10 protein-coding genes and 1 pseudogene are annotated in these 12,324 nt (G+C 39.1%); 1 reads left to right on the forward strand and 10 read right to left on the reverse strand.

The features are described 5' to 3' along the window. Window positions 1-24: 24 nt before the first annotated feature. Both metL and metB read right to left on the reverse strand, forming a co-directional pair. The gene (gene metL / locus A3Q34_RS09190) at window positions 25-2,475 is read right to left on the reverse strand and encodes a bifunctional aspartate kinase/homoserine dehydrogenase II (protein WP_070377082.1); all 2,451 of its coding nucleotides are present in this window, start codon (window positions 2,473-2,475) and stop codon (window positions 25-27) included. Window positions 2,476-2,515: 40 nt separating this feature from the next. Next, window positions 2,516-3,673: a cystathionine gamma-synthase gene (gene metB / locus A3Q34_RS09195; protein WP_070375087.1), complete on the reverse strand. Its 1,158-nt coding sequence runs from the start codon at window positions 3,671-3,673 to the stop codon at window positions 2,516-2,518. A 183-nt stretch (window positions 3,674-3,856) separates the two neighbouring features. Here metB and metJ point away from each other — a divergent pair, with 183 nt between their 5' ends. Then, on the forward strand, window positions 3,857-4,186 hold the full coding sequence (metJ, locus tag A3Q34_RS09200) for a met regulon transcriptional regulator MetJ (protein WP_070375088.1): 330 nt from the start codon (window positions 3,857-3,859) through the stop codon (window positions 4,184-4,186). Window positions 4,187-4,208: 22 nt separating this feature from the next. On the opposite strand, the gene A3Q34_RS09205 is transcribed toward metJ, so the two are convergent. The 8 genes and pseudogenes from A3Q34_RS09205 to hfq form a co-directional block, all read right to left on the reverse strand. Beyond that, on the reverse strand, window positions 4,209-4,562 hold the full coding sequence (locus A3Q34_RS09205; RefSeq protein ID WP_070375089.1) for a hypothetical protein: 354 nt from the start codon (window positions 4,560-4,562) through the stop codon (window positions 4,209-4,211). Window positions 4,563-4,887: 325 nt separating this feature from the next. Further along, a complete protein-coding gene (locus tag A3Q34_RS09210; RefSeq protein WP_070375090.1) occupies window positions 4,888-6,129 on the reverse strand; it encodes a malic enzyme-like NAD(P)-binding protein in 1,242 nt (413 codons plus the stop codon). Window positions 6,130-6,685: 556 nt separating this feature from the next. Then, the gene (locus tag A3Q34_RS09215; RefSeq protein ID WP_070375091.1) at window positions 6,686-7,984 is read right to left on the reverse strand and encodes an adenylosuccinate synthase; all 1,299 of its coding nucleotides are present in this window, start codon (window positions 7,982-7,984) and stop codon (window positions 6,686-6,688) included. Window positions 7,985-8,128: 144 nt separating this feature from the next. Beyond that, window positions 8,129-8,455: pseudogene (locus tag A3Q34_RS21260) on the reverse strand (DUF2065 domain-containing protein). A 96-nt stretch (window positions 8,456-8,551) separates the two neighbouring features. Then, window positions 8,552-9,439 (reverse strand): protease modulator HflC, encoded by an 888-nt coding sequence (gene hflC / locus A3Q34_RS09225; protein WP_070375093.1) that lies wholly within the window; start codon window positions 9,437-9,439, stop codon window positions 8,552-8,554. A 3-nt stretch (window positions 9,440-9,442) separates the two neighbouring features. Next, window positions 9,443-10,588: an FtsH protease activity modulator HflK gene (gene hflK / locus A3Q34_RS09230; RefSeq protein ID WP_070375094.1), complete on the reverse strand. Its 1,146-nt coding sequence runs from the start codon at window positions 10,586-10,588 to the stop codon at window positions 9,443-9,445. A gap of 54 nt (window positions 10,589-10,642) precedes the next feature. Continuing rightward, a complete protein-coding gene (hflX, locus tag A3Q34_RS09235; RefSeq protein WP_070375095.1) occupies window positions 10,643-11,950 on the reverse strand; it encodes a ribosome rescue GTPase HflX in 1,308 nt (435 codons plus the stop codon). Window positions 11,951-12,038: 88 nt separating this feature from the next. Continuing rightward, the gene (gene hfq / locus A3Q34_RS09240; RefSeq protein ID WP_070375096.1) at window positions 12,039-12,296 is read right to left on the reverse strand and encodes an RNA chaperone Hfq; all 258 of its coding nucleotides are present in this window, start codon (window positions 12,294-12,296) and stop codon (window positions 12,039-12,041) included. Window positions 12,297-12,324: the final 28 nt, after the last annotated feature.

Raw genomic sequence — 12,324 nt, forward strand, 5'->3', positions numbered from 1 at the left:
TGATGACAGCTAGATTATGCTAATTTAACTTAGACCTTTGATTTTAACTTGGTGTTTTTTACCGGCCAGTTGCTGGCAAATACTCACTAAGTCTGAATGTAGGCCACCCGCGGTAACATCACGACCCGCGCCTGGTCCACGAATAATAAGCGGGTTATCTTGATACCAATGGCTCTTAATTAAAAAGATATTATCACCCGGAGTTAAAGAGGCAAAAGGATCATTCTTAGCAAGCGTCGCAAGATAAACCTTAGCGCTCAATTGGCCTTGTTCGTTGACACAGAATTTTGCAATATAACGAATACAGGCTTGCTGTTTAGATGCGCTAGTGAGTTGTTCAGCAAAGTAACTGTCCAAGTCTGCTGACTTTGCTAAAAATTCTGTCGTTGATAACCCTTGTAAGGATTCTGGCACTAAATTTTCGCATTCAATATCATCAAGTGATAATTCAAATCCTGCCATACGCGCTAAGATCAGTAATTTTCGTTGCACGTCTCGCCCAGACAGATCTTCTCGTGGATCGGGTTCAGTGATCCCTTGTGATAAGGCATCCATTAATAAGGTTGAAAACGGTACACTGGCATCGTAGGTTTCAAATAGCCAAGAAAGCGTGCCTGAAAAAATTCCTGATATTTCCGTTATCTTATCGCCACTTTTCAATAAATCGTTAATGGCAAAGTTAACCGGTAAACCGGCGCCAACAGTAGTACTTCCTAACCATAAGCTTTTATTTTCAGCCGCGGTTAATACTAAGTCATTATAGCGAGCGGTACTGGCAGAAGCCGCCCATTTATTGGCACCAATAACATGAATACCTTCTTTAAAGAACTCACGGTATAAATCACTAAAATGTTCGCTAGGGGTGATATCGACAACAATTAATTCGTCGTAAGGGTGGTTCGTTAACCACGACATCAATAAGGCATTATCACAAGGCGTAGCATCTCTTTCATAGAGCGACATTGCTTGATTAACATCAATACCATCGGTATTAAGCAGTGCTTTTTTAGAAGTGACTAAACCGACTAAATGAACGTTCTCTAACACAGAGACTCGATTGAGTTGCGCGGGTAACAAGTCTAAGAATCGTTGACCTATATTACCAAGCCCTGAAACAACAACACCTATGTGTCGAGCGTCTTTAGTCATATCATAATGAACATTATTAAGTAACTCACCGGTACAACTCTGCTGAAGAATGGCGATAATACTATGCTCACTTAACGAGTTCACCACCTGCAGTACATGAGTATGTTTGAGGGCGCGTTTAAAACGCGCTTGGATATTACCTTGATTTACCACACTATGACCAACAATCGCTATAATAGACACCGGTGTAAATGACACTTCGGTATCATGACTTGCCAGCCACTGACTGACTAATTTTTGTTGCGTTTGGTGGATAACCATAAAACCTTGCTGAACATCACTACATATCGCAGAAAACTCATTACTGGCTTGTTCACCAAACGAACCGGCTAAACTGGTCGATTTTACCAGTAACAGATCGTTAAGCGAGGTGACCGACAATTCCTGTTTAGCAATTTGACCAAATTTTCCTATCTCTGTACCAGAAATTTCAGGATCAAAGCTACTTGCTACATGAAGGTGTGTGCTGTGGTTAGTAAGCGGCTGTAAGGTTTTTGCATGCAAAACCGGGTTACCTAAGCGCCCCAATTCTTTCGCGACACCATTAGGTAAGCGATGTAATTTACGGGCAAGTGGTACAATACGAGGATCGGCACTATAAATGCCATCAACGTCAGTCCATAGGGTAACATTCAGCGCGCCCGACAGTGATGCAATAATTGTTGCTGAATAGTCACTACCATTACGACCTAAAGTACAGGTTTCACCTTGAGAATTTTTAGTGATATAGCCAGTAATAACCGCCAACTTTCCTTTTTGTAAATTCTGCTGAAAATCTTGACTACTTTTCTGATTGTCGACTGCACAGTCTTTATCATTATTGATAACCAGAAAGTCACGCGCATCAATAGCATAACTTGGACAAACTTTTTCACTTAACACCGCTGATAATAAACGCGCCGACCACAGCTCACCAAATGCCAACATATCTGCATGGTGTTGGCTTGGCTGATCAGATAACCAAGCCGTTAATTGTGTTATATCATCAGACAAAACCTTGATAAGGTCTGCTGCACTGCTAGGGTTCAATAACTCACCAATTAATGTGCTTTGTGATTTCTCTAGTCTTTCAATAGCCAAAAACAGCTCGTCACTTTTTTCAAGTGCGAGTTTATAAATATTGAATAAGTCATCCGTCGTGTTTCCATTTGCCGAAACAACAACTAAATCATTTAGTTGACAGTTTTGACGAATAATATCAACCACACGTTCAATACATTGGGTAGTTGCTAAGCTACTGCCACCAAATTTATGTACATGAATAGCATGCTTCGCCAGTTGATTATTCCCTGATGATAATTGTTCTACTGTATTTGACTGTGTCATTTTCACTCATTAATTCTTCTACTAAAAATAGTCTACAACTTTAAATTTGGCTTGCCGATAAAGCTTGTTCTAAGTCATTAATAATATCACTAACATCTTCAATACCGACAGAAATTCGGATTAAAGATTGAGTAATACCCGCTGCAATTTGTGCTTCAATTTCCATACCTGCATGGGTCATCGTTGATGGATGACTGATTAAACTTTCAACGCCACCTAATGACTGTGCCAAGGTAAAGAGTGATAAGTTGTCAAACAGTACTTTAACCGCTTCAACACCGCCTTTTATTTCGAAACTCATCATAGCGCCAAAATCTTTTTGCTGATGCTTAGCAATTTCGTGTCCTGGGTGATTTTTTAAACCAGGAAAGTATACCGCGTTAATTGCTTGATGATTATCTAAGTATTTTGCAACAGCATTAGCATTTTCTTGATGCTGTTTCATGCGCAGTGGTAAGGTTTTTAAGCCACGTAATGCCAGATAACTGTCGAAGGGTGAACCCGTAATACCAATACAATTTGCCCACCACGCTAGCTCTTCACCCAGTTCTTTTTCTTTTGTTACTAACACCCCACCCACAACATCACTGTGACCATTAATATATTTAGTTGTCGAGTGAAAAACAATATCAGCACCTAATAATAGTGGTTGCTGTAACAAGGGAGAAAGAAACGTATTATCTACTGCCACTAAAGCACCAACAGCATGACTGGCTTGAGTAACCTTTTTTATATCAACCAACCGTAATAATGGATTACTGGGTGACTCAATCAAAACTAATCTTGGCTTTTGTTCAAGCGCTTGCGCTAACGCTTGATCATCGTTTTGATCAACAACAAGCACATTAAATAAGCCACGTTTTGCTAGGTGGGTAAACAAGCGATAACTTCCACCATAGCAATCATGTGGAATAACAACCGTATCTTTTGTTGTCAGTAACTGACAGATTAAGTGCACCGCTGACATTCCTGTGCTGGTAACAATGCCAACAGCACCCTGCTCTAAATCAGCGATAGCTTGTGCAAACGTGCTTCGAGTTGGGTTGCCTGTTCTGGAATAATCGAATTGGCGCTTATTGTTGAAGCCTTTTAAAGCATAAGTACTCGATAAATGAATGGCAGGAACAACCGCACCGTGATGTTCATCACTATTAATGCCGGCTCTAACAGCTAATGTTGCTGGTTTTTTGCTTGTCATTTTTTGCTCCAATCGGGCAGTAAAATCAAATAGATGTTTGGACGTCTATAACTCTAAACGCTTTACTTTTGTCGGTCAAGAACTTTAGACTTCTAAACTTCTACACATTCGTTATTGACTCAACGCCAACAACCAGTAAAATCTAACTTATAAAAAGTAATTTAGCTAAAGAAAGGTAATTAAATGGCAAAGTGGAATGGCGATTATATAAAACCATACGCCGAACATGGTAAAAAAAGTGAGCAAGTTAAAAAAATCACGGTCTCAATCCCGTTGCGGGTACTGAAAGTGTTAACGGATGAACGTACTCGTCGGCAAGTTAACAACTTACGCCATGCAACTAACAGCGAATTGTTATGTGAAGCTTTTCTGCATGCTTTTACCGGACAGCCTCTTCCTGATGATGGCGATTTAACAAAAGACAATACAGAGATGTTACCTAAAAGTGTGCGCGAAGCGTTAATAGCAAAAGGTATTACCGACTTCAGTCAATTTGAAATTGAAGACGAGTAGCTAAGGGTTTTAATGCACTTACTCAAAAAGACGTTCCGGCGTCTTTTTTTATGCCCATACTATAAGCATCTACAATCGCCAGTACCCAGCAAGTTAATAGCATATAAGTTAATGTACTCACTAGGATAGGGTCAACAATAATGGGATTTCTTGCCATCTCAGCGATCAGTGCTTGGCTATTGAGCGCAACGTCACCTGATTTAACTTTATTGATAAGTGGCTGATATTGCCGTATCACTTCTTCAATATACAAATATGCCGTCACAGAAAAACTTAAAATAAATAACGTAGCCCGTCGATAAGCGTGACAAATTAGTTGGCCAATACCCGGGTAAACAAGTGCTGAGAGTAAAGCGGCTTTCGTTGAAGTTTTCATTGTTATTCGTTCTACTCAATATTGTCACGCTTTGAAATCGGTGACATTGTCTACAGAGGTGTAAGGTATTAATGATTTGTCAGGAACATAAAGACGTACAAGAGGTAATAATACAGCTATTACATCGATGCCTTGGAGTCACCATGACCAATCACCCTTAATAACCTACTCTTTACCATCTCGGTAACTGCTGCTGCGTTACCCTACTTTCTACTCCCTACTTCCTGCGTAGATACAGTCACTGGACCATAACATACTATTTGTCATGAATATAAAAAGGAGAGTCGAGCTCTCCTTTTACAGCGTTGTTAATAAATACTACTGATTATGCCATATAGTTTTCAGGTAATTCTAGGGCAGCCACTCCAGACTCAACCGCCGCTTTAGCAACGGCAAGCGCTACTCGACCACACAAACGAGGATCCATCGGCTTAGGAATAATATACTCTTTACCAAAGATCAAACTTTTCTCACCACTAGCATCTAACACTTCTTGCGAAACAGGTTCCTTTGCTAATTCACGAATAGCATGAACAGCAGCAATTTTCATCTCATCGTTAATCGTTCTAGCGCGAACATCTAAAGCGCCACGAAAAATAAAAGGAAAACATAACACATTATTGACTTGGTTAGGGTAATCAGAGCGACCCGTAGCAATAATAAGATCATCACGAACAGCAAGTGCTAATGAAGGTTTTATTTCAGGGTCTGGGTTTGAACAAGCAAAGATAATTGGATTTGGCGCCATTAATTTTACATGCTCAACAGAAAGCAAATTGGGTCCAGAAACACCGACAAATACATCTGCGCCATCGATAACATCTTCAAGGGTACGTTTATCAGTATTATTAGCAAACATCCGCTTATATTCGTTAAGATCATCACGTCGGGTATGAATCACACCTTTAGTATCAAGCATGTAGATTTTTTCGCGCTGAGCGCCACATTTGATTAATAGTTCCATACAAGCAATTGCAGCTGCGCCTGCGCCAAGACAAATAATGTTGGCATCTTTAATACTTTTACCTTGGATTTCCAAGGCATTGATCATTGCAGCAGCGGTAACAATAGCCGTACCATGTTGGTCATCGTGAAATACCGGTATTTTACAACGTTCAATAAGTGCCTTTTCAATAGCAAAACACTCTGGTGCTTTAATATCTTCTAAGTTAATACCACCAAAACTGTCAGCGATATTGGCGACCGTATTTATAAAGTCTTCAACTGTCTTATGTTTAACTTCGATATCAAATGAATTAATACCGGCAAATCGCTTAAATAATAATGCTTTGCCTTCCATTACCGGCTTAGCAGCCATACCACCTAGATTACCTAACCCTAAAATAGCGGTACCATTGGTAATAACAGCGACGGTATTGCCTTTGCCCGTATATTTGTAAACATCATCGGGATTTGCCGCAATTGCGCGAACCGGTTCAGCAACACCTGGGCTATAGGCGAGTGCTAAATCACGGCTAGTTTCAGCGGCAGTGGTTAATTCAACACTTATTTTTCCAGGTGTTGGGAATTGATGGTAATCAAGTGCTTGTTGGCGAAAGTCAGTCATGATTTATCCTATGCGTTAGGTGAATTTATTGTCTTATATATGCCATTTTGCACGTTTTTTTTTGTTTATATACAGCATAGTTATATAGACTCGTTGTCAATCAAGATACACCTTTGTCTGTGATCTTTAAATAGTAACGGGTATATACTATGGTAATCTTACATTTTGTTCCAACGTTATTCTTATATAAAAAAGTGCTAGAAGCTATAACAAACATACCCTTAGCCCTTTTGTATTGCACATCATAAAACTAAATATTCGCTATACAGCTTAATCTATTCACCGTATTTTATGACCATTTTTATAAACTTCTTTGACTTAAAAAATTTAGCTGTCGATTTTTCTTTTTTTCAACACACAACAACGAATTTATCGGTGAAGTTATCCAATTAATAATTAATCTTCGTCAACGTTATCACTATCACTTATGACGTTGATTAATTGCTTTTGCATTTATATTCAATAATGGCCATTGAAATAATTTATTTTAAGTAAAAAAAAACCACCTCAGCGGTGGTTTTATTCGTCTTATTTTAGAAAAAATTATTCGCTGTAATTACTCAGCAAACGGATTTACTAAAATAATGGTTTCATTACGATCTGGACCTGTTGAAATAATATCAACCGGGACCCCTGTTAATTCTTCAATGCGCTTAATGTAAGCGATCGCATTAGCAGGTAAAGCGTCACGAGAAGTTGCGCCAACAGTAACTTCAGACCAACCGGGCATTTCTTCATAAACAGGTGTAATTCTGTCATAACCTTCAGCAGCTGTAGGCGGTACAGTAATAATGTCGCCAGCTTCAGTACGGTAACCTGTACATATTTTAAGGGTTTTTAAACCGTCTAAAACATCAAGTTTGGTTAAACAAAATCCTGTTACGCTGTTGACTTGAATGGCACGGTGCATAGCAACCGCGTCAAACCAACCACATCGACGTTCACGTCCCGTAGTCGCGCCAAATTCATGGCCTACAGTACCTAAATGTTCACCGACTTCGTCATCTAATTCTGTAGGGAAAGGACCAGAGCCAACACGTGTCGTGTATGCTTTAGTAATACCTAGAATATAATCTAAATGGCGAGGTCCAAAACCACAACCGGTAGCAACGCCACCTGCAGTAGTGTTTGAAGAGGTTACATAAGGATAAGTACCGTGATCAATATCAAGTAAAGTCCCTTGAGCACCTTCAAACATAATTGATTCGCCGTTTTTACGGGCTTGATCAAGAATTTCAGCGACATCGGCAACCATTTTAAGGATAACGTCACGAACTGATAAAGCATCAGCAAGCACAGTGTCATAACAAACTGGCGCAACTTTGTAGTAATGCTCTAAAGAGAAATTATGGTAATCAACAATTTCTTTTAATTTAATCGCAAATGACTCAGCACAAACTAAATCGCCAACACGTAAACCACGGCGGGCAACTTTGTCTTCATAAGCTGGACCAATACCACGTCCTGTCGTACCAATAGGCTTATTACCACGAGCGATTTCTCGCGCAGCATCTAGAGCATTATGATAAGGAAGAATTAACGGACAAGCGTCACTAATAAGTAAACGTTCACGTACAGGAACGCCTTTGGCTTCTAACATTGCGATTTCTGTCATCAAGGCTTTCGGGCATAAAACTACGCCGTTGCCGATTAAACATTTCACATTGTCACGTAATACGCCCGATGGAATTAAATGAAGTACGGTTTTTTCACCGTCTATTACCAAAGTATGACCTGCATTATGGCCTCCTTGATAACGTACGACGTACTTAGCTTTATCTGTGAGTAAATCAACAATCTTACCCTTACCTTCGTCACCCCATTGGGTGCCTAGAACTACGACGTTTTTGCCCATGTTTTCAATTTCGATAAAAAATTAGGCGGGGATTTTATCAAAAATCAAATAGTAGTCCAAGTAATAAATGATGATTTTTAATGCAATTTAAAAATATTCAATTAACTAAAGGGGTTATGAAAAACTTTTATGTCATTCTTTAGTCTAATAACTGAGTAACCATAAAATAAATGTGCCTACGACGAGTAAACTAATGCCAATATTACGAATAGATAAGCTTGATTGTTGCGCTAACTTTTCCATAGTGCCGCGCCACTTATTTGGAAAAAGTGCAGGAATAAGCCCCTCAATAATCAATACCAAAGCAAATGCCGTTAATAATGTCTCTACCATGTTATTACTCCTCAATTGCTTCTATAGGTAACTAGTCGATACAAAAAAATTGTCGCGCCACTTATTTGGAAAAAGTGCAGGAATGAATCCCTCAATAATCAGTACCAAAGCAAATGCCGTTAATAGTGTTTCTACCATGTGATTACTCCTCAAACACTTCTATACACTTCTATATCTAACTAGCAGATACGAAAAAGCCATGACAAGTCATGGCTTTTTTATCAAAAAAGTAGGCTACTTTTTAATTTTAGCGCCTTCTTTTAAGTAGTTAAAGAAATCACTATCGGGTTTAACCACCAAGATATCACTTTTACTACTAAAACTTTTTTCATATGCTTCAAGGCTACGGTAAAAGCTGAAAAACTCAGGATCTTGTCCATATGAATCAGCATAAACTTTAGCCGCTAACGCATCACCTTCACCACGCATTTCTTGTGCTTCTTTTTGTGCTGTCGCTAACATAACAGTTACTTTAGCATCTATCGTAGCACGGATAATTTCCGCTTGCTCCTGACCTTTAGAACGATGCTCTTTTGCTACAGCTGTTCGCTCTGCTCGCATACGGTCATAGATAGAAGCACTGACTTCAGCAGGTAAGTTAATTGCTTTAATACGTACATCAATAACCTCAATACCTAAGTCTTCACGACTACTTGAGGCACTTGCTAACGCTTTAGCCATAATGCCGTCACGGTCACCTGAAACAATTTCTTTAATGGTGCGCGTACCAAACTCAGTACGTAAACCATTATTTACTTTTTGTTTCAATAACGCACGAGCATTTTCTACTGAGCCAGAAGTACGTAAGTAGAACGTTGAAAAATCAACAATACGCCACTTAACAAATGAGTCGACCATTAAATCTTTTTTCTCAGATGTTACAAAGCGATCAGGCGCTTCATCAAGCGTTTGAATACGAGCATCAAGTCTGCGAACGTTGTTAATAAAGGGTATTTTAAAGTGTAAACCCGGTTCATAAACAATCATTTCACCTGAATTAGCATCACGTTTAATTTTTGTAAACTGAAAAACGATACCTCGTTGTCCTTCAAAAACAATGAAAACAGAAGAGACGGTTAATACTGAGAATAATACAATTAGGGCAATAATAAAGTTTTTCATTGCTTAATTTCTCCCTTCGTTAAATCTGTCTGAACGACCTGATAAATCAGGCGCAGTACTTTGGGTATTAATCGATTGGTTCGCTCGAGTTTGACTATCAGGTAAAGTACGTTGACCAGAAGACTGATTTTGCATCATTTTATCTAATGGTAAATACATCATGTTATTGCCACCTTCAACATCAACCATTACCTTACTGGTATTGGCATAAACACTTTCCATGGTTGATAAATACATACGCTGGCGAGTAACTTCTGGAGCAGCAAGGTATTCTGGAAGTAATTTATTGAATTTAGCAACTTCACCTTCGGCATCTAATACCGTTTGTTGTTTATAGGCGATAGCTTCTTGTTCCATACGTTTCACTCGTCCACGTGCTCTTGGTTCAATACCACGGGCATAGGCTTCGGCTTCACGTAAAAAACGAACTTCATCTTCTTGTGCTGAAATAGCATCATCAAAAGCATCTTTGACTTCTTCAGGAGGACGAGCATCTTTAAAGTTAACATCGACAACAATTAAACCAAGATTATACGGGGCAATAATGTCATCTAATTCTTTCCAGACATCTTGACGTACTTTCTCACGGCCACTTGTTAAAATATCATCCATTTTAGAGTCACCAATAACGAAGCGTAAAGCACTGTCTAGTGACTGGCTTAAACTGTCGTCGGCATCAGTAACGCTGAAAATATAATTACGCGCATCAACAACACGATATTGTATCTGCATTTCAACACGTACTACATTTTCATCTTTTGTTAACATGAAGCCAGATGCAGGTAAATCGCGTGTTGTTTGCATATCTACAGGAATAATACGTTCCGCAAATGTCCACTTCCAACGCAAACCTGGTTCTACTGTGCCAGAATATTGTCCAAAACGTAAAACAAGGCCTTTTTCAGCTTCTTTAATGGTATAAAAACCACTAAATGCATAGACAAGAATACCCACGATTACCGCAATAGCGATACCAACATTCGAGGCGCCTTTCTTGCTGCCATCTTTTGATGATTTTCCACCAAAAATACCGCCAAACTTATTACCAATATCTTTTAGTAAGTCGTCTAAATCTGGTGGCCCTTGATTCTTATCATCTTTCTTTTTCCAGGGGTCTTTATCATTATTCCCCGGTTCATTCCACGCCATGGTCTTCTCCACTAACTATAAATTTAAATAAGTGCTAAAACTACTATTTACCCATTATGGTAATATATCAGTCTGTTTACGTTCAATAAAGCCTTCTATATCAGCTTCACTCAGTTTAATTAATCTATCCCACTCTCTTGCAGGTAATTTAATTTTCAATAAACAATTTCCATCCTCGTCATACCGTTCATCAACAATAGAATTTAATTGATAAAACACACCACGTAGTTTACCTTCGTTAGGAGGTAAGCATAAGTTATGCTTGACTATTTTCTTGCCGAGTCGTTCAGCTAGCGCTTGAAAAAGTAATTCAATCCCTATGCCTTTTTGTGCAGATAACCATACTCGTATAGGTAGACCTGTATCGTCCCTGTCGATGCGTGGTTCAATATCTTCCAAAGCATCTATTTTGTTACAAATTAATAATTGCGGAACATCGCCCGCTTCGATCTCTTTTAAAACCGTTTCAACTTGTTCAATATTTTCAGTTCGCCTATCATCTGAAATATCAATAACATGCAATAATAGTTCAGCTTCACGGGTTTCAGTCAATGTTGCTTTAAAAGCGGCGACTAAATCATGAGGTAAATGACGAATAAAGCCAACGGTGTCAGCTAAAATTGCTCGACCGACATCCTCAATTTCAATTTTTCGTAATGTGGGATCTAAGGTTGCAAATAATTGATCTGCTGCGTAAACGTCTGCCTGAGTGATAATATTAAACAGCGTCGATTTACCTGCGTTGGTATAACCCACTAAAGAAATTGTCGGTATTTCAGCGCGTGTTCTTGCTCTTCTACCTTGCTGGCGTTGCTTTTCAACACGTTCTAAGCGTTTACGAATATTTACCATACGGTCGCGAAGTAAACGACGATCAGTTTCTAGCTGAGTTTCACCAGGCCCGCGGAGGCCAATCCCCCCTTTTTGCCTTTCAAGGTGTGTCCAACCACGGATCAAACGCGTACTCATATGACGTAATTGCGCAAGTTCTACTTGCATCTTACCTTCATGTGTTCGAGCACGCTGGGCAAAAATATCTAAGATGAGTGTTGTTCGGTCAACTACGCGGCACTCACATAATGCTTCAATATTTTTTTCTTGTGAAGGAGAAAGTGCATGATTAAAAAGTACCACATTGGCTTGATGTAACTTTACCGCCTCGGCAACTTCTTCAGCTTTACCACTACCAACAAAGAATTTAGTATGAGGTGTAGTACGTTTACCTGTAATAATTGCAAGCGCGTTAACGCCCGCAGAGCTAACAAGCATTTCAAATTCTTGTAAGTCTTCGCGCGCATTTTCATCAGGGAAATCGAGGTGAACAAGAATAGCTTGTTCACCTGCTTGATAACGATCAAACAATTGAGTATTACCTATAAACTAAATAGTTAAACCAAAAGAAACTTTTGGACACGTAATATTTGGTGTACAACCAAACTCAACGAAATCATTAATCTTGCTGTTCCTGACTATAATCACCAGTTTGTGGTGCTGGCATCGTAGAAACTGCCCTTGAAGGAACAACAGTAGAAATGGCGTGTTTATAGACCATTTGACTCACTGTATTTTTAAGTAAAATAACAAATTGATCAAAGGACTCTACTTGCCCTTGTAGTTTAATGCCATTAACTAAATATATTGCTACCGGAATGCGATCACGTCGTAAAGCATTCAAAAATGGGTCTTGTAAAGATTGCCCCTTTGCCATTATTTGGCCCCTTTTTTGTTATTTTTAA

It is taken from the genome of Colwellia sp. PAMC 20917 (assembly GCF_001767295.1).
In the GTDB taxonomy this organism is placed as follows: Bacteria; Pseudomonadota; Gammaproteobacteria; order Enterobacterales; family Alteromonadaceae; genus Colwellia_A.